Source organism: Pseudomonas sp. TWRC1-2 (genome assembly GCF_049896685.1).
GTDB lineage: Bacteria > Pseudomonadota > Gammaproteobacteria > Pseudomonadales > Pseudomonadaceae > Aquipseudomonas.
The window spans coordinates 104,730-121,332 of the sequence record NZ_JAFCUU010000005.1; the positions used below are offsets into that span (position 1 = coordinate 104,730).

General features: G+C 61.5%; 16 protein-coding genes and 2 pseudogenes. 11 read left to right on the forward strand and 7 right to left on the reverse strand.

All coding sequences use genetic code 11. The features are described from left to right. Positions 1–79: 79 nt before the first annotated feature. From urtE to ureC, 7 genes are all read left to right on the forward strand, one after another. On the forward strand, positions 80–778 hold the full coding sequence (urtE, locus tag ACP7B3_RS15870; RefSeq protein ID WP_145160251.1) for an urea ABC transporter ATP-binding subunit UrtE: 699 nt from the start codon (positions 80–82) through the stop codon (positions 776–778). Positions 779–809: 31 nt separating this feature from the next. After that, on the forward strand, positions 810–1,649 hold the full coding sequence (locus tag ACP7B3_RS15875; protein WP_404486642.1) for an urease accessory protein UreD: 840 nt from the start codon (positions 810–812) through the stop codon (positions 1,647–1,649). A gap of 91 nt (positions 1,650–1,740) precedes the next feature. Beyond that, positions 1,741–2,043 carry an urease subunit gamma gene (ureA, locus tag ACP7B3_RS15880; protein ID WP_003171437.1) on the forward strand — a complete coding sequence of 101 codons (303 nt, stop codon included), beginning with the start codon at positions 1,741–1,743 and terminating at the stop codon, positions 2,041–2,043. An 8-nt stretch (positions 2,044–2,051) separates the two neighbouring features. Continuing rightward, positions 2,052–2,564: a GNAT family N-acetyltransferase gene (locus ACP7B3_RS15885; protein WP_426179601.1), complete on the forward strand. Its 513-nt coding sequence runs from the start codon at positions 2,052–2,054 to the stop codon at positions 2,562–2,564. A 5-nt stretch (positions 2,565–2,569) separates the two neighbouring features. Beyond that, entirely contained in the window at positions 2,570–3,103 is a 534-nt protein-coding gene (locus tag ACP7B3_RS15890; RefSeq protein ID WP_145160245.1) for a GNAT family N-acetyltransferase, read from the forward strand. After that, positions 3,100–3,405 (forward strand): urease subunit beta, encoded by a 306-nt coding sequence (locus tag ACP7B3_RS15895; RefSeq protein WP_049710249.1) that lies wholly within the window; start codon positions 3,100–3,102, stop codon positions 3,403–3,405. Before ACP7B3_RS15890 ends, ACP7B3_RS15895 begins: the two co-directional genes overlap by 4 nt. 117 nt (positions 3,406–3,522) lie before the next feature. After that, positions 3,523–5,223: an urease subunit alpha gene (ureC, locus tag ACP7B3_RS15900; protein ID WP_145160240.1), complete on the forward strand. Its 1,701-nt coding sequence runs from the start codon at positions 3,523–3,525 to the stop codon at positions 5,221–5,223. A gap of 256 nt (positions 5,224–5,479) precedes the next feature. Here ureC and ACP7B3_RS15905 read toward each other — a convergent pair whose 3' ends face one another. Beyond that, positions 5,480–6,424 carry a DnaJ C-terminal domain-containing protein gene (locus ACP7B3_RS15905; protein WP_145160238.1) on the reverse strand — a complete coding sequence of 315 codons (945 nt, stop codon included), beginning with the start codon at positions 6,422–6,424 and terminating at the stop codon, positions 5,480–5,482. Positions 6,425–6,662: 238 nt separating this feature from the next. On the opposite strand from ACP7B3_RS15905, the gene ACP7B3_RS15910 reads away from it, so the two are divergent. Next, positions 6,663–7,931 (forward strand): Hsp70 family protein, encoded by a 1,269-nt coding sequence (locus tag ACP7B3_RS15910; RefSeq protein ID WP_242199019.1) that lies wholly within the window; start codon positions 6,663–6,665, stop codon positions 7,929–7,931. 135 nt (positions 7,932–8,066) lie between these two features. On the opposite strand, the gene ACP7B3_RS15915 is transcribed toward ACP7B3_RS15910, so the two are convergent. The 3 genes from ACP7B3_RS15915 to ACP7B3_RS15925 form a co-directional block, all read right to left on the reverse strand. After that, positions 8,067–9,080 (reverse strand): AI-2E family transporter, encoded by a 1,014-nt coding sequence (locus ACP7B3_RS15915; protein WP_145160234.1) that lies wholly within the window; start codon positions 9,078–9,080, stop codon positions 8,067–8,069. A 205-nt stretch (positions 9,081–9,285) separates the two neighbouring features. Then, a complete protein-coding gene (locus ACP7B3_RS15920) occupies positions 9,286–9,594 on the reverse strand; it encodes a PsiF family protein (RefSeq protein ID WP_426179605.1) in 309 nt (102 codons plus the stop codon). A gap of 72 nt (positions 9,595–9,666) precedes the next feature. Further along, positions 9,667–10,455: an AraC family transcriptional regulator gene (locus ACP7B3_RS15925; protein ID WP_426179607.1), complete on the reverse strand. Its 789-nt coding sequence runs from the start codon at positions 10,453–10,455 to the stop codon at positions 9,667–9,669. 97 nt (positions 10,456–10,552) lie between these two features. Between ACP7B3_RS15925 and ACP7B3_RS15930 the strand changes: the two genes are divergently transcribed. Next, positions 10,553–11,440, forward strand: a complete 888-nt coding sequence (locus ACP7B3_RS15930; protein ID WP_426179609.1) for a DMT family transporter — start codon at positions 10,553–10,555, stop codon at positions 11,438–11,440. A 114-nt stretch (positions 11,441–11,554) separates the two neighbouring features. Here the strand turns inward: ACP7B3_RS15930 and ACP7B3_RS15935 are convergent, their stop codons facing one another. Both ACP7B3_RS15935 and ACP7B3_RS15940 read right to left on the reverse strand, forming a co-directional pair. Continuing rightward, positions 11,555–12,445, reverse strand: coding sequence for an esterase/lipase family protein (locus ACP7B3_RS15935; protein WP_426179611.1), 891 nt, complete (start codon positions 12,443–12,445; stop codon positions 11,555–11,557). A gap of 78 nt (positions 12,446–12,523) precedes the next feature. Next, positions 12,524–12,739 (reverse strand): annotated as a pseudogene (locus tag ACP7B3_RS15940) (NAD(P)H-dependent oxidoreductase); the annotation flags it as partial. Between ACP7B3_RS15940 and ACP7B3_RS15945 the strand changes: the two are divergent. Both ACP7B3_RS15945 and ACP7B3_RS15950 read left to right on the forward strand, forming a co-directional pair. Further along, positions 12,728–12,988 (forward strand): annotated as a pseudogene (locus tag ACP7B3_RS15945) (LysR family transcriptional regulator); the annotation flags it as partial. The pseudogenes ACP7B3_RS15940 and ACP7B3_RS15945 sit on opposite strands and share 12 nt — an antisense overlap. A 98-nt stretch (positions 12,989–13,086) precedes the next feature. After that, a complete protein-coding gene (locus tag ACP7B3_RS15950) occupies positions 13,087–13,617 on the forward strand; it encodes a ferritin-like domain-containing protein (RefSeq protein ID WP_106577657.1) in 531 nt (176 codons plus the stop codon). A gap of 685 nt (positions 13,618–14,302) precedes the next feature. Here the strand turns inward: ACP7B3_RS15950 and ACP7B3_RS15955 are convergent. After that, complete coding sequence (locus ACP7B3_RS15955) at positions 14,303–16,369, reverse strand: AsmA family protein (RefSeq protein WP_262210658.1); 2,067 nt, start codon at positions 16,367–16,369, stop codon at positions 14,303–14,305. Between the last annotated feature and the right edge of the window lie 234 nt (positions 16,370–16,603).

A 16,603-nucleotide genomic window follows, 5' to 3' on the forward strand; every position in this document is an offset into this window, starting at 1 on the left:
ACCGAGTTGTCTGCATCGCAGGCAAGCCAGCTCCCACAGTTGATCCGGTGCCTACAAGGGAATTGAGGAGAATTTGAACATGCTGCAAGTCGACACGCTGCATCAGTACTACGGCGGTAGCCACATCCTGCGCGGGCTGTCCTTTGACGTGAAGATCGGCGAAGTCACCTGCCTGCTTGGCCGTAACGGTGTGGGCAAGACCACGCTGCTCAAGTGCCTGATGGGCTTGCTGCCGGCCAAAGAGGGCGCGGTGAACTGGGAAGGCAAGGCCATCACCGGGTTCAAGCCACATCAACGCGTGCACGCAGGTATCGCCTATGTGCCTCAGGGCCGCGAGATTTTCGGGCGGCTCACCGTGGAAGAAAACCTCCTGATGGGCCTGTCGCGGTTCCCCGGCTCCGAGGCCAAGGAAGTGCCGGCATTTATCTACGAATTGTTCCCGGTCTTGCTGCAAATGAAACATCGGCGCGGCGGCGATTTGTCCGGTGGCCAGCAGCAACAGCTGGCAATCGGCCGCGCCCTGGCCAGCCGCCCACGCTTGTTGATTCTGGATGAACCCACCGAAGGCATCCAGCCGTCGGTGATCAAGGAAATCGGCATGGTGATCAAGAAGCTAGCCGCCCGCGGCGATATGGCGATCCTGCTGGTGGAGCAGTTCTATGACTTCGCCGCCGAGCTGGCGGATCAGTACCTGGTGATGTCACGCGGCGAAATCGTCCAGCAAGGCCGCGGTGAAAATATGGAAAGTGAAGGTGTACGCGGGCTGGTTACCATCTAATCTGTAGCGTCCTGACGATAAGCACTCAACCATGAACCTGCCCGTTTCCCCTGCCCTGTTCACCCCCAGCTGGCATGCCGAGCTGGACCTCGGCTACGCGCGTTTCGGCGACACCACGCGCCCGGTGATGCGCCGCCACCTCGGCCCGCTGCGCGTGCAAAAGCACCTGTACGCCGAAGGCCCCCAGGTGTGCCAGCACATCATCGTGCACCCGCCCGGCGGGATTGCCGGCGGTGATCGCCTGGACATCCGCGCCCATGTTGGCGCCGGTGCCTGGGCGCAATTGACCAGCCCCGGCGCAGCCAAGTGGTACCGCGCCAGCGGCCCGGCCTTTCAACAGCTTGAATTGACCGTGGAAGCGGGCGCCACGCTGGAATGGCTGCCCCAGGAAACCATCGTGTTCAGCGCCGCCCAGGCCGAACTCACCACCCGCATTGACCTGCAAGGCGATGCCCGGCTGTTCTACTGGGATGTAGTCGCCCTCGGCCGACCCGCCAGTGGCGAGCGTTTTGACCTGGGGCACTTTCAATCGCACCTGGATATCCGCCGCGACGGTCAGTTGCTCTGGCATGAGCGCCAGCGCATTGTAGGCGCCGATGGGTTGCTCGACTCGCCCATCGGGCTGGACGGGCAACCGGTGTTCGCCACGCTGTTGCTCACTGGCGATATCGAGCCTGAGTTACTGGAAAGCTGCCGCGCCCTGCCCCATGCGGTGCGCGGCGACCTGACCCAACTGCCCGGGTTGCTGGTGGCCCGCTGCCTGGCCAGTGAAGCGCTGCTGGCACGGGGCTGGTTGATTGATTTATGGCGTCTGTTGCGCCCGGCGGTACTGGGGCGAGAAGCTGTTTCACCGAGAATCTGGAGCACATGAAGATCTGAAGTGGAACCAGCTCCCACACAAGCCCTTTCCCACATTGATCTTCAGTGTTTTTAAGAATGTTGTTTATGAAGGACCTTGAACCATGGATTTGACCCCACGGGAAAAAGACAAACTGCTGATCTTCACCGCAGGCCTGGTCGCCGAACGCCGCCTGGCACGTGGCGTGAAGCTTAACTACCCGGAAACCATCGCCTACATTTCCGCCGCCTTGATGGAAGGTGCCCGCGATGGCCGCACCGTCGCCGATTTGATGCACTACGGCACCACCCTGCTCAGCCGTGAGCAAGTGATGGAAGGCATCCCGGAAATGATCCCGGATATCCAGGTGGAAGCCACCTTTCCCGACGGCACCAAGCTGGTCACCGTCCACCAGCCTATCGCGTGAGGCCGATCATGATTCGTGATGCAACCGAGCAAGACCTGCCGGCCATTCGAGCCATCTACAACGACGCGGTGCTCAACACCACCGCGATCTGGAACGAACAACCCGTCGACCTGGCCAACCGTCAGGCCTGGTTCACGGCGCGTCAGGCCCAGGCGTACCCGATTCTGGTGGCGGTGGAAAACGATGAAGTCACCGGCTACGCCTCGTTCGGCGACTGGCGACCCTTCGAAGGCTTTCGCTACAGCGTCGAGCACTCGGTGTATGTGCGCAATGACCAGCGCGGCAAAGGCCTCGGCCAGCGCCTGATGCAAGCGCTGATCGAGCGTGCCCGCAGCGCCGGCAAACACGTGATGGTCGCGGCCATCGAAAGCGGCAACCAGGCGTCTGTTCGCCTTCACGAGCGCCAGGGTTTCATCATCACCGGGCAAATGCCGCAAGTGGGCATCAAGTTCGCCCGCTGGCTGGACCTGACCTTTATGCAACTGACATTGAATCCGGGCGCCGAACCGCCCAAGGAGTGAGATCGATGAACACGGCTCAACTGCGTCGAGTGAATGCTGAAAGTTTTGCCCATTACCGCCTGGGCTTGATCGAGCTGTTGCTGGACGCGGTGAAGCATGGTGCGTCGGTCGGCTTCATGGCGGACTTCGACGAAGCCCAGGCCCGCGACTATCTGAAGGGCGTACAGGCCAGTATCGAAGACGCCAGCCTGCTGCTGTGGGTGGTGGTGCGCGATGAACAGGTGATCGCCAGCGTGCAATTGGCGCTGTGCCAGAAAGCCAATGGCCTCAACCGCGCCGAAGTGCAAAAACTGTTGGTACACAGCAGCGCCCGCCGCCATGGCCTGGGCCAGCAATTGATGAACACCCTGGAACTCGCCGCGCGCCAGCACAAGCGCGGCCTGCTGTACCTGGACACCGAAGCCGGCTCCGGTGCCGAAGCCTTCTACCAGTCGCTGCGCTACACCAAAATCGGTGAATTGCCCGACTACTGCCAAAGCCCGGACGGACGCTACAGCCCGACCGCCATCTACTTCAAGACCCTGGGGCAACCTGCATGATTCCTGGTGAATATCAGATCCAGCCTGGCGATATCGAACTGAATGTCGGCCGGCGTACCGTCACCCTCAGCGTGGCCAATAGCGGCGACCGGCCGATCCAGGTCGGCTCGCATTACCATTTTTTCGAGACCAATGACGCGCTGACGTTTGACCGCGCGGCGAGCCGTGGCATGCGCCTGAATATTCCGGCGGGGACGGCGGTGCGGTTTGAGCCGGGGCAGAGTCGTGAGGTCGAGTTGGTGGATTTGAGCGGCGGGCGGCGGGTGTTTGGGTTTGCCGGACGGATCATGGGCGACCTTTAGGGCCTCATCGGGGGCAAGCCCCCTCCCACATTTGAATGCGTTCACGCATCAACGGTGGGAGGGGGCTTGCCCCCGATAGCAATTTCACATTCAACACAAATATTTCAGGGCACACACATGAAAATCAGCCGCCAAGCCTACGCCGACATGTACGGCCCCACCGTCGGTGACAAGGTCCGCCTGGCGGACACCGAGCTGTTCGTCGAAGTCGAAAAAGACTTCACTGTTTATGGCGAGGAAGTGAAGTTCGGCGGCGGAAAAGTCATCCGCGACGGCCAGGGCCAGAGCCAGTTGCTCGCCCATGAGGTCGTGGACACGCTGATCACCAACGCGCTGATCATCGACCACTGGGGCATCGTCAAGGCCGACGTTGGCCTGAAGAATGGCCGCATCCACGCGATCGGCAAAGCCGGCAACCCGGACATCCAGCCGGGCGTGACCATGGCCATCGGCGCCAGCACCGAAGTGATCGCCGGTGAAGGCATGATCCTCACCGCTGGCGGCATCGACTCCCACGTGCATTTCATCTGCCCGCAGCAGATCGAAGAAGCACTGACCAGCGGCGTCACCACCATGATTGGCGGCGGCACCGGCCCGGCCACTGGCACCAACGCCACCACTTGTACGTCAGGGCCGTGGCACCTGGCGCGCATGCTTCAGGCCAGCGACTCGTTCCCGATGAACATTGGCTTCACCGGCAAGGGCAACGCCAGTTTGCCGCAGCCCTTGATCGAACAGGTCAAGGCCGGCGCCATCGGTTTGAAGCTGCACGAAGACTGGGGCACCACGCCTGCGAGCATCGATAACTGCCTGAGCGTGGCCGACGAGTATGACGTGCAGGTCGCCATCCACAGCGACACGCTCAATGAATCCGGCTTCGTCGAAACCACGCTCGCCGCGCTCAAGGGCCGCACCATTCACACCTACCACACCGAAGGGGCCGGAGGCGGCCACGCGCCAGACATCATCAAGGCCTGCGGCTTCCCGAATGTGCTGCCCAGTTCCACCAACCCGACCCGGCCATTCACCCGCAACACCATCGACGAGCACCTGGACATGTTGATGGTCTGCCATCACCTGGACCCCAGCATTGCCGAAGACGTGGCCTTCGCCGAAAGCCGCATCCGCCGCGAGACCATCGCCGCCGAAGACATCCTGCACGACCTCGGCGCGTTCTCGATGATCAGCTCGGACAGCCAGGCCATGGGCCGCGTCGGTGAAGTCATCACGCGCACCTGGCAGACCGCCGACAAGATGAAAAAACAGCGCGGCCCGTTGCCGGGTGACGGCGAAGGCAACGACAACTTCCGCGCCAAGCGCTACATCGCCAAGTACACCATCAACCCGGCGATCACCCACGGCATCAGCCATATTGTCGGCTCTATCGAAGTCGGCAAGTGGGCCGACCTGGTGCTGTGGCGCCCCGCATTTTTTGGCATCAAACCGACCCTGATTCTCAAGGGCGGCGCGATTGCCTCAAGCCTGATGGGCGACGCCAATGCGTCAATTCCCACGCCGCAGCCGGTGCACTACCGCCCCATGTTCGCCAGCTTCGGCAGTTCGTTGCATGCCACCAGCCTGACCTTTATCAGCCAGGCCGCGCAGGCAGCCGGATTGCCCGAAGCCCTGGGCCTGAAAAAGCAGATTGCGGTGGTCAAGGGGTGTCGCGACGTGCAGAAAACCGACTTGATCCACAACGACTACCTGCCGGATATCGAAGTGGACCCACAGACCTATCAGGTCAAGGCCGACGGCGTACTGCTGTGGTGCGAGCCCGCCGACGTGCTGCCAATGGCGCAGCGTTACTTCCTGTTCTGACGCCTTGGCGACCAGGTCATGGGGTTCTGCGTGGACGTTTGCCAGAGACGGCGGAATGACAGAGGACAGAAACGCGTGATGCTGCCCCTGATCCCCCGGCAGCGCTAGCGCCGGGGGTAGGGTGATGTGAAGGCCCATGGTGGGTTCCCTTGGGCGGTGATAAAGCGCTGGAGCTTTTCACCACCCGCCATTGGCCGGACCTATCTATACAGTGCTGCCATGCAGTGCTCGGCGCCTGAACGCGAGCGGCCCGGCGTCAGCTGTTCCAGTTTTCTCGCGGATCGAACGCGGCCTTTTTCGCCAGCTCCTGCCACAACGCCTTGACCTCATCGTCGCTGGTTTTCGGCATCACGGCCTTGAGCTGCACGAACAGGTAACCGCGCTGCCCGGCCTTGTTCAGCAGGCCATGGCCCTTGGCGCGCATGCGTTGGCCGTTCTGGCTGCCGGCCGGCACCTTGAGGTTGATCTTGCCGGTGAGGGTCGGTACAGCCACTTCCGTGCCCAACGCCAATTCCCACGGCGCCAGGGGCAGGTTGATGATCAGGTTTTCGCCGTCCACTTCAAAGCGTGGGTGCGGCGCAAACTTGATGATCAGGTACAGATCGCCATTGGCACCGCCGCCAATGCCCGGCGCACCCTGGCCCTTGAGGCGGATGCGCTCGCCGTCGGCCACGCCGGCGGGGATCTTCACGTTCAGGCTCTTGGTGGTGTTGCTGACGTGACGACCCGAGGCGTCGTATTGCGGCACCTGGAAGCTGATCTGCTTGGACTCGGTGGACAGCGTCTCTTCAAGGAACACCGACAGCTGCATTTCCACGTCCTGGCCCTTGCGCCCGGTTGGACGGCGCTGACCGCCGCCAAACGCGTCGCCGCGCGAGCCGAAGATCGAACTGAAGAAGTCCGAAAAGTCGCCCGCGTCCTGGCCGCCACCAAAGCCACCACGGCTCTGCCAGCCCGGTGGCCCCTGGAACGGCTGGCCGTGTTGGCCGTATTTGCGCAGTTCGTCGTATTCCGCGCGCTTATCGGCGCTTTTAAGCGCTTCATAGGCTTCGGACGCGTCCTTGAATTTCTCTTCGGCGTCTTTTTCCTTGCTCACGTCCGGGTGATATTTGCGTGCGAGCTTGCGATAGGCGGCCTTGATTTCCTTGTCATCGGCGCTCGGCTCGACACCCAGAATCTTGTAGTAGTCTTTGAAATCCATCGGCGGTTCACCATCCTTAATCGAGATCGCACAGCCCGGGGCACAACGTGCGCTGCATTGCACCTGTTGAGTGATGTGGCCTGGGGGTGCGTCAAAGTGTTATCGGCGCTAGCCGTATGCAACAGATGTGGGGGCAAATCCCGCACTTTCAAGCACGATTTAACGGATGGTCGGCCTACGCATCCGTGCCCGACTGGCATACACTGCGCGGCCGTTTTTCAACCGGAACCCGATAGACATGAAAAACCCATCCCCAGCCCGTGCCTGCGGTATCGACTTCGGCACGTCCAACTCCACCGTCGGCTGGATCCGCCCCGGCATGGAAACGCTTATTGCGCTGGAGGACGACAAGATCACGTTGCCGTCGGTGGTGTTCTTCAACTTCGAGGAGCGTCGCCCGGTGTACGGTCGCCTGGCCCTGCACGAGTACCTGGAAAACTACGAAGGCCGGCTGATGCGCTCGCTCAAGAGCCTGCTGGGTTCCAAGCTGATCAAGCACGACACCAGCGTACTCGGCACGGCGATGCCGTTTACCGACCTGCTGGCGCTGTTTATCGGCCAGCTCAAAAGCCGCGCCGAAACCAACGCCGGCCGTGAATTCGAAGAAGTGGTCCTGGGCCGCCCGGTGTTCTTCGTCGATGACGACCCGATGGCCGACCAGGAAGCGGAAAACACCCTGGTCGATGTCGCCCGCAAAATCGGTTTCAAGGATATCTCCTTCCAGTACGAACCGATTGCAGCAGCGTTTGACTATGAGTCGACCATTGAGAAGGAAGAGTTGGTACTGATCGTCGACATCGGCGGTGGTACGTCCGACTTCTCGCTGGTGCGCCTGTCACCGGATCGCCGTCACAATGACAACCGTCACGACGACATCCTTGCCACCGGCGGCGTGCACATCGGCGGTACCGACTTTGACAAACAGCTCAGCCTGCAAGGCATGATGCCGCTGTTCGGCTACGGCAGCCGCATGAAAAGCGGCGCCTACATGCCCACCAGCCACCACATGAACCTGGCCACCTGGCACACCATCAACTCGGTGTACTCGCAAAAATCCCAGCTGGCCCTGGGCAGCATGCGCTACGACATCGAAGACACCGGCGGCATCGACCGCCTGTTCAAGCTGATCGAACAGCGCGCCGGGCACTGGCTGGCCATGGAAGTGGAAGAAACCAAGATCCAGCTGACCCACGAGGACAGCCGCCACGTGCTGCTCGATCGCGTTGAGCCAGGGCTGAGCGTGGAGCTGAGCCGCGCGCTGTTCGAGTCGGCCATCGATGGCTTGCTCGAGCGCGTGCGCAACAGCGTCACGCAGCTGCTGACCGATGCGTCGGTCAGTGTCGCGCAGGTGGACACGGTGTTCTTTACCGGGGGTTCCAGCGGCATTCCGGCACTGCGCCACAGCATTTCGGCGATGTTGCCGAATGCGCGGCACGTGGAAGGCAACATCTTCGGCAGTATCGGCAGCGGTTTGGCGATCGAGGCCAGCAAGCGTTACGGCAGCTGAGTTTCTGCCCGCCCCGCGTCGCGCCCATCGCGGGCAAGCCCGGCTCCCACATTCATGCGTGTTTTACCTTTGGGATACCTTTGAATGTGGCAGCGGGCGGGCTCGCGAAGGGGCCAGCCCAGGCACCCTCAAGCGCTAGACCATGCCCGCCAGCTTCAGCTCACTCTTCAAATACGCATAGTAGATCGGCCCCGCCACCACACCCGGCAGGCCGAATGCGGCTTCGAACACCAGCATCGCCAGCAACAATTCCCACGACTTGGCACTGATCTGCCCGCCGACGATGCGCGCGTTGAGGAAGTACTCGACCTTGTGGATCACGATCAAGTACCCCAGCGCCGCCACCGCGACCCAAATCGACAGCGACAGCGCGACGATGGTGATCAGCGTATTGGAGATCAGGTTGCCGATCACCGGCAGCAGGCCGACCAGGAAGGTCAGCACGATCAGGGTCTTGGTCAGCGGCAGGTGAATCCCGCACAGCGGCAGCACGATCCCGAGGAAGATCGCAGTGAACACGGTGTTGAGCGCGGCGATCTTGATCTGGGCGAAGACGATATTGCGAAACGCCTGGACCAACAGGTGCAGGCGGTCGAACAGGGCGGCGGCCAGGGGTTTGCGCTTGGTCAGGTCGGGCACGCGCTGCAGGGCAATGATCGCGCCCAGCACCATGCCGATGAGCAGGGTGACGAACATGTGGGCAGCGTCTTTGCCGACCAGTTGCAGTTCGCTCAAGTGCTTGCTCAGCCAGTCGCCGATGGCCACGCGAAACTCGGCGGCGCTGGCGGGCAGGTAGGCGTCGAGGAACGGCGGCAGCTGGCCGCGCGCGCGATCAACCACGCCCATGAATTTGTCGAGGGAGGCCCCGGGATTTTCCGCTTCGTGGAGCAGGAAACTGATGGCGCCGGCGAAGATCAGGGCCAGCACGCTGACGATCAAGGTGCCGAGCAACGCCACAGCGAGCCAGCGCGCGCGCCGACCTTCGATCAGCCGCTGCAACTGCGGGGTGAGCATGTTGACCAGTTCATAAACCAACAGGCCGGCCAGCAGGCTGGGCAGCAGCTTGAGCGGCAGGACCAGCAATAATCCACCGAAAATGATGATGCAACTGACCAGCAACAACACGTGACGCTGAGAAAACGTTGGCATACAGCCTCAAAACGAACGGCGTTAAAGGATGGGCAGTCTGCCAGCCTTGAGGGAATCAAGCGAGAGGCCAGGGTGTGAATGCGATCAACTGTGGGAGCCGGGCTTGCCCGCGATGCAGGCGCCTCGGTGCAGCAAACTTACCGAGGTGATGCTATCGCAGGCAAGCCAGCTCCCACATTGAGCTCCAGCGTTGGCGAAATCGTGATCAGCCTTTGAGGCAAGTTCTCATAAAGGTCTTGCGTGCATCGCCGGTCAACGCCTTGGTTTTCGCCGTGGCATTGCAGTCTTTCATCTTCTGCTGCTGGGGCGTCAGGGTCTTGGCGTCGTTGGCTGCGGGAGCGGCCTTGAGGCAAGTGCTCATGAATGTTTTGCGCTCGTCGCCGGTCTTGCCTTTGGCTTCGGCGTTGCAGGTGGTCATTTTTTGTTGCTGGGCGGTCTGTGCGGCAGTGGCGGCAAACCCTTGGGAACACAACAGCAGGCCCATCATCAACAGCGGAATACGCAGCATCTTCATGGAGTTTTCTCCCTGTTGCCGTGCCGGGGGGGCACGGCCTACGCAGCAGTGTAGTCAAAGCCCGTTACATCTTCATCGGCCACGGATATTAGTTCGACGATACTGCTCCGGCGTACAGCCGGCGTGGCGCTGGAACATCGCGATGAACGCCGAGGCGGTGCTGTAACCGAGGTCAAACGCCACGTGTTGCACGCTGCGCTGGCTGTCGAGGGCTTCGATGGCGGCGAGGTAGCGCAGGCGCTGGCGCCATTCGCCAAAGCTCATGCCCAACTCCCGCACAAATTGCCGCGCCAGGGTGCGTTCGCTCACATGCACGTGCTCGGCCCAGTGCGCCAACGGGCGATTGTCCCCGGGTTCGGCCTGCATGCCCTCAAGCACACCGAGCAGGCCGGGGTGGCGCGCATAGGGCAGGAAACAATCGTGAATCGGCGCTTGCTTGAGCTGGTCCACCAGCACCTGCGCCAGGCGCACGTCCGCTTCGGTCTGCGCAATATTGACGTCGCGCTGGGCAAAGTCGCTGAGAATCGCCTTGAGAATCTCGCTGATCGCCAGGGTGCACGGCGCCTGCGGCAGTTGCTCGCACAGCTGCGGGGCCAGGCCCACCGAGCGATAGACAATTGCCTGGGCGTTGTAGGAACTGTGCTCGGTATTTGGCGGGATCCATACTGCGTATTGCGGCGGCGACATAAAACGGCTGCCCGCCACTTCCATGCGCATGACACCACTCGCCGAATAGTCCAGCGACCCCCAGCCATGCCGGTGCGGCGTGCACTCGGTATCGGGGGCGAAATCGGAGTAACGGAAGTAGACGGGGCTTGGCAGGCTGGGGAAATCGGCCAGGCGTACGGTGTGTCTGGGCATATTGTCTGGATACAAAGGTCGGTTGTCTGGATCGCAGTATAGGCTTCGATCCAGACAGGGGATAATCCCGCCTCATCAACACATCTGGTTTCCTTCAATGCAATACGCGTATCCCCTGCTGGCCATCTTTATCTGGGCCGGTAATACCGTGGTCAACAAACTGGCCGTGGGCACCCTCTTTCCGGCAGAAATCGGCTTTTACCGCTGGTTGCTGGCGGCGCTGCTGTTTACCCCGTTCATGCTCAAGCCGGTGATCGCCAACTGGGCGCTGATCCGCCCGAACCTGGGCAAAATCTTCATCCTCGGCGTGCTGGGCATGGCGGTGTATCAAAGCCTGGCCTATTACGCCGCAGCACTGACCTCGGCGACCAACATGGGCATCATCCTCTCGCTGATGCCGTTGATGGCATTGACCGCCGCCATTATCAGCCTCGGCCAGCGCCTGACCTTTGGCGCGCTGACCGGTGCGGTCCTGTCGTTTGCCGGCGTGGTGGTGGTGGTGTCGGCCGGCAGTCTGGACGCGTTGCTGCAACACGGGCTCAACCTGGGCGACGCGATGATGCTGATCGCCACCCTGGCCTATGCGGTCTACAGCACGCTGCTGAAAAAATGGCAGTTGCGCCTGCCGCCCCTGGTATTGCTGTATTTGCAGGTGCTGGTGGCGGTGGTGGTGCTGTTTCCATTGTTCCTGTTCTCGAACAAGGCTGGCCTGGGCTGGGCGAATATTCCGCTGGTGCTGTATGCCTGCCTGCTCGCCTCGATGCTCGCGCCCTTGGCGTGGATGCATTCGGTGAAGACCTTGGGGCCAAGCCGCACCACGCTGTTTTTCAACCTGTTGCCGTTGATTACCGCGATGATTGCGGCGCTGGTGCTCAAGGAAAAGTTGGCGATGTACCACTTGGTGGGTGGATTGCTGACGTTGGGCGGGGTGATTTTGTCCGAGCGCTGGACTACGCCGGTGCGCCAAGAGGTCAGCGTCGCCTGATAGACCGCTATCGCGGGCAAGCCCGGCTCCCACAGTTAACCGTGTTCCAACCTTGGAGTGGGTGCGAATGTGGGAGCTGGCTTGCCTGCGATGAACGATAACGCGGTCCGCCTGCTAAACCCCCGCCGCCTTCAGCCGCTGCGCATGCTCCACAAACAGCCGAATCGGCTCCGCCCCCTTGCCCACCAGCCCCATCGACTGGTTGACGATATCAAAGTGGTCCAGCGGGTAGTCATCGCCAATCACCAGCCCCAGGTGTGAGCTGTAGCGCCCGACCATGCCGTCGCACTGGCCCTTTTCGCGCACAAAACTGCGCGCAAACAACCGACAACTGCGGTTCGTGCCGTCCAGCAGGTTACGCCCGCGATCGGTCTTGCCCGGCTGCAAGGTGCCGGACCACGAGTAATAACGCACGCCGTTGACCACCTCGGCGCCCTGCCCGCCCCATGTCGACGGCAAACCCTGGGGGAACTGACGGTTGAACAGCGCCACGCCTTCGCAGGTCAGGGACTGGTGCGAGGCCTGCACATCCACCTTGAAGCGCGGCCCGCGATAGCCGGTTTCAAGCACGCCCATCACCCAGGCAGCCACATGCAGCACCGCGCTCACGAGCCGGCCCTTCCAATGGTCTGCGCGGTAATGAACCTGAAAGTGGTCTGCCAATTCCGAGCCATGGTTAGGCCCGGCCACCGATGTCACCGACGCCACCCATTCCGGGCGCCTGGCCGCCGCGTAACGTGCCGTCAGCGAGCCCTGGCTGTGCCCGATCAGGTTGACCTTCTCGGCACCTGTTTCCCGGCGAATGCGCTCGATCTGGGCCAACAACTGCTCACCGCGCACCTCACTGGCGTTCAGCGGCGCCACCTGCACCGGGAACACCTGCGCGCCGCCCGCCCGCAGCGCCGGAACAATGCCATACCAGTAAGGGAACAGCCCCAGGCGTACAAAACCCAGCATGCCGGGCACCAACACAAGCGGGTAACGCGTGGCGAGGGAGTCGTCCATGCAGCGGATATCCTGATCGGAGAGGCGATACGGTCATCCTAGACCACACGAGATGACCGCCCCATGACCGCTGGCGCTTTAGAAATGCCCCGCCAGGTCGCGCAGCTGGCGCTCGGCTTCCTCACAGGCACGCAGGAACACGCTTTTGTCCGACTCTTCACCTTCGGCAGCGATCACCCGAATGTCATCGATGCCGATGTAACCCAAGGCCGTGCGCAGGTGCGGGTCGGCATGGTTCATCGCCTCGTTTTCGCCACCGGGGCCAAACCCGTTGCCGCCGCGGCGGGTATCGATCTGGTGATTCGCTACAGCCTCGGCGACTACCCGAACCTTTACGGCCAGTGTCTGCTCGATGAGTGCTTTGCGGTGTATGGCGCGCCTGACGTGGTCGCGCGGGCCAGCGCCGACGTGCCGACGCTGATCAGCGTGCAAGGGGCCGGTTACAGTGCGCTCTGCGTGCCGGGCCGTGAGCGGCATCCGCCGGTGCGCGCGTTTTTCCAGTGGGTGCAGGCGCAGGCGAAGCTGTCCGGCCAGGCACTTTAAAATCCGATAAAACTTTTTGCATCGCGCAGCACTCACAACTTGGAGCGATCACGCCGGCAGAGCGTGGCGTAAAACCGGATTAGCACCAGGAGATTGAGATGACTGAAGCACATTTGACTGACGTTGCGACCCTGCGCTCACGCGCCCGCCAGAACGTCGAAAACGGCGCCGTCACCGAAGGCTACGACGCTGACCGCGAAGAAATCATTCGCCTGCTCAACGCGTCGCTGGCCACCGAGCTGGTGTGCGTGCTGCGCTACAAACGCCACTACTTCATGGCCACCGGCCTGAAAGCCAGCGTCGCGGCCGATGAGTTCCTGGAGCACGCCACCCAGGAAGCCGAGCACGCCGACAAACTGGCCGAGCGCATCGTGCAACTGGGCGGCGAGCCGGAATTCAACCCCGACCTGCTGTCGAAAAACTCCCACGCTCAATACGTGGCCGGCAACAACCTGAAGGAAATGGTCTACGAAGACCTGGTAGCCGAGCGCATTGCGGTGGACAGCTACCGCGAAATCATCCAATACATCGGCGACAAAGACCCGACCACGCGTCGCATCTTTGAAGAAATCCTGGCCCAGGAAGAAGAACACGCCGACGACATGGCGGATATTCTGCAGGACCTGTAACGCCATACCGCTGAACCCTTGTGGGAGCGGGCTTGCTTGCGATAGTGCTGTGTCAGTTGATGAAGATGTTGACTGACTTACCGCTATCGCAGGCAAGCCAGCTCCCACATTTGGTTTTGGGTTTTGGCAGTTACTTTTTCACTGTTTTCAGCGCCTGACGGAACGGATTTTTGTCAGCGCCGTAATCCGCCACACCGCCGAACCCCTGTGGGAGCGGGCTTGCCCGCGAAAGCGGTGGATCAGTTGATGAAGATATCGACTGATGCACCGCTATCGCAGGCAAGCCAGCTCCCACATTTGGTTTTGGGTTTTGGCAGTTACTTTTTCACTGCTTTCAGCGCCTGGCAGGGCGGTTTTTTGTCAGCCCTGTAATCCGCCACACCGCCGCCCACCTGTGGGAGCGGGCTTGCTCGCGAAAGCGGTGGACCAGTCAATGAAGATGTCGACTGAGCCACCGCTATCGCAGGCAAGCCAGCTCCCACATTTGGTTTTGGGTTTTAGCAGTTACTTCTTCACAGTCTTCAGCGCCTGACGGGGCGGTTTTTTGCCAGCCCTGTAACACGCCACACCGCCGTCCCCCTGTGGGAGCGGGCTTGCCCGCGAAAGCGGTGGATCAGTCAACGAAGATTTCGACTCAACCACCGCCATCGCCGGCAACCCCGCTCCCACATTTGGGTTTCCTCAGCTACTTCACAGTTTTCGGTGCTTTGCCTTCCTTCATCTGCTGCAGCAGCGGTGCGCACTGGTTCGGCTCATCGCCGCTCGGTGCTACCAATGCCAGCAACCCGGCGGCTGGGCCGGCGATGACGCCCAGTGCGACCATGCCGGCGCCGCGCAGGGCCAGAGGAATGGCTTTCACGCCCGCATTGGGCTTGATGAACGGCCCGTTGACGTACAGCGGTGAACGCAGGGAGAACAGGCGAAAGCCCTTCGACTCCGGCGTGATAGTGAGATCCAGCTGCTCGGTGGCCATGTTCGCGGTGCCGTCGATGTAGATGATCGCGTTTTCGGTATCGAACACAAACAAGCGAGTCGTGGCCAAGCCGGTCTTGATACCGAAGTCTGCCGCCGCACAGTTGATCTTCACTTCCTTGTCGCCAAACAGGCGGCCCACCACGTAGTTGCCCACGTTGAGCCCGGCGATTTCCATCAGCCCACGGCTGATCGCGCCATCGTTGATGAGCATTTTCAGGTCGCCGTTGGACGTGCCCAGCAGCGCCGCCACGGAATTGCCGCGCCCGGAAATGTCCGCGTCGCCGTTGAGTTCACCGAAGCTGGTTTTCATCGGTTCGAAGGTTGGGAACAACTGCTTGAGCTTGAAGTTACGCGCGGTGAGTTTGGCGCGACCTTCCATCGGCACGGTGCGACCGTTCAAGCGAATCTGCGCATCCAGCTTGCCGCCGGCGACGCCGAAACGCAGGGGTTCCAGGCTGAGTTCGCCGTCATTGAGCACCAAGTGGGTGTAGAGATCGGTAAACGGCAATTCGGCGCTGTGCACGATGCGCTTGCCGGTGAACTCCACGTCAGCGTCCATCTCGCGCCAGCGCTCGGTGCGGAACTCTTCCACCGGCAGCACTTTGGTGGCCGGTTGCTTGCTTTCACCGCCGCGGGCTTTTTGCTTGGCGTTGGAGTCGGCGCCGATCAAGGGCGCAAGGTCCGCCATCAGCAGTTGGTTGGAAACCAACGCGCCACTGAGCTTGGGCCGTGGCTGGCTGGCGACATAGGCCAGGTTGCCATGGATGTCGCTGTCGCCGATCTTGCCATTGAAGTTTTCGTACCGAAATGACGCGCCGCTGGCTTCATGCAGTTTGGCGATCAGGTGGCCGTCAGTGGAATAGGCCGGCGAATCTGGCAGCGTCACGCCGGTCAGTGGGTACAAATTGCCAAGGCTGCTGCCGGCGAGCTTCAGGCGCAGGTCCAGGGCGCCAAGGTTCAGCGGGTCGGTCAGGGTGCCGGCCAGCGCGATGCTGGTGTCGGCGATTTTCACCTGGGCCTGCAGCGGGAACGGCTTGGCCGCGTCCTGCAAGGCGAGCAGACCACCGATCTTGCCAGTGCCCTCGAGTTTCTGGCCGTGGTACTGGCCTTTGACCTTGAGGCCGAACGCGTAGTCCTGTGGCGCCGAGCCTTTTTCCAGGGCCTTCTTGGCATCGGCGTCGCCGACGATCTCGCCGAAGGGAATCGGTTTGCCCAGCGGGTCAATGATCACGTCCAACTGACTCTTGAGTGTCTGGTCGTCCAGGGTCACGTGGCCCTTGTCGAAGCCGATGGCACCAATGTCCACCACCCAGCTGGACGGCTCGGCGTTGGGGTCTTTGGGATCGAACTTGAAGGTCCAGTTGGCGCGACCGTCGGCCAGGCGCTGCAAGTCTGCACTCGGCTCGGTGAGGTCGATACGTGGAATCACCACACGCTGCGCCAGCAGCGCCAGCGGTGAAATGCGCAGTTCCACGCGTTTGAGCGTGACCATCTGCGGCTTTTTCGACCAGTCCGGGTTACCCAGCGTCAGGTCTTCAGCGATCACGTGCGGCCATGGCACCCAGGCACGCCAGCCGCCTTCATCGGGCTCACGCGCCCACACCACCGCCAGGTTGCCATTGATGGCAAAGGGGCGATGCAGCTCTTCGGAGACCTTGGCATTGATCGGCGGTTTTAGGCGGTTCCAGTCAAAGAACACCAGCACCAAGACCACCACGGCGATTAACAGAACGAAGCTGGCGCAGCTCCAAGCGACGATTTTACGAGTGCGCGTCATTGCACAGGACTCCTGGTTACGACTGAGGGTGCGCGTTGCCACGCACCTTTTGACTACAGCTTATAAGGCTACGACTGACAAATGGCGTCGGGGTTTAGCCCAAGTACGAATTCCTAGCAAAAAAAGCGACTCCTCCTACAGCTCGAATCGACCAAACCATCAACAATGCACCGGTGTTACCCATGAACGAGTCGAAAATACCCACCATGGTGCAAAACCGCGGGCTTGAGAGGC

Bases quoted from the DNA above. Each gene is read 5' to 3' on its own strand.
- ACP7B3_RS15935 (WP_426179611.1), bottom strand. From the start codon at position 12,445: ATGGACGACTCCCTCGCCACGCGTTACCCGCTTGTGTTGGTGCCCGGC.
- ACP7B3_RS15905 (WP_145160238.1), bottom strand. From the start codon at position 6,424: ATGGATTTCAAAGACTACTACAAGATTCTGGGTGTCGAGCCGAGCGCC.
- ACP7B3_RS15910 (WP_242199019.1), top strand. From the start codon at position 6,663: ATGAAAAACCCATCCCCAGCCCGTGCCTGCGGTATCGACTTCGGCACG.
- ACP7B3_RS15955 (WP_262210658.1), bottom strand. From the start codon at position 16,369: ATGACGCGCACTCGTAAAATCGTCGCTTGGAGCTGCGCCAGCTTCGTT.
- ACP7B3_RS15875 (WP_404486642.1), top strand. From the start codon at position 810: ATGAACCTGCCCGTTTCCCCTGCCCTGTTCACCCCCAGCTGGCATGCC.
- ACP7B3_RS15890 (WP_145160245.1), top strand. From the start codon at position 2,570: ATGAACACGGCTCAACTGCGTCGAGTGAATGCTGAAAGTTTTGCCCAT.
- ACP7B3_RS15915 (WP_145160234.1), bottom strand. From the start codon at position 9,080: ATGCCAACGTTTTCTCAGCGTCACGTGTTGTTGCTGGTCAGTTGCATC.
- ACP7B3_RS15895 (WP_049710249.1), top strand. From the start codon at position 3,100: ATGATTCCTGGTGAATATCAGATCCAGCCTGGCGATATCGAACTGAAT.
- ureA (WP_003171437.1), top strand. From the start codon at position 1,741: ATGGATTTGACCCCACGGGAAAAAGACAAACTGCTGATCTTCACCGCA.
- urtE (WP_145160251.1), top strand. From the start codon at position 80: ATGCTGCAAGTCGACACGCTGCATCAGTACTACGGCGGTAGCCACATC.
- ACP7B3_RS15920 (WP_426179605.1), bottom strand. From the start codon at position 9,594: ATGAAGATGCTGCGTATTCCGCTGTTGATGATGGGCCTGCTGTTGTGT.
- ACP7B3_RS15885 (WP_426179601.1), top strand. From the start codon at position 2,052: ATGATTCGTGATGCAACCGAGCAAGACCTGCCGGCCATTCGAGCCATC.
- ACP7B3_RS15950 (WP_106577657.1), top strand. From the start codon at position 13,087: ATGACTGAAGCACATTTGACTGACGTTGCGACCCTGCGCTCACGCGCC.
- ACP7B3_RS15925 (WP_426179607.1), bottom strand. From the start codon at position 10,455: ATGCCCAGACACACCGTACGCCTGGCCGATTTCCCCAGCCTGCCAAGC.
- ACP7B3_RS15930 (WP_426179609.1), top strand. From the start codon at position 10,553: ATGCAATACGCGTATCCCCTGCTGGCCATCTTTATCTGGGCCGGTAAT.
- ureC (WP_145160240.1), top strand. From the start codon at position 3,523: ATGAAAATCAGCCGCCAAGCCTACGCCGACATGTACGGCCCCACCGTC.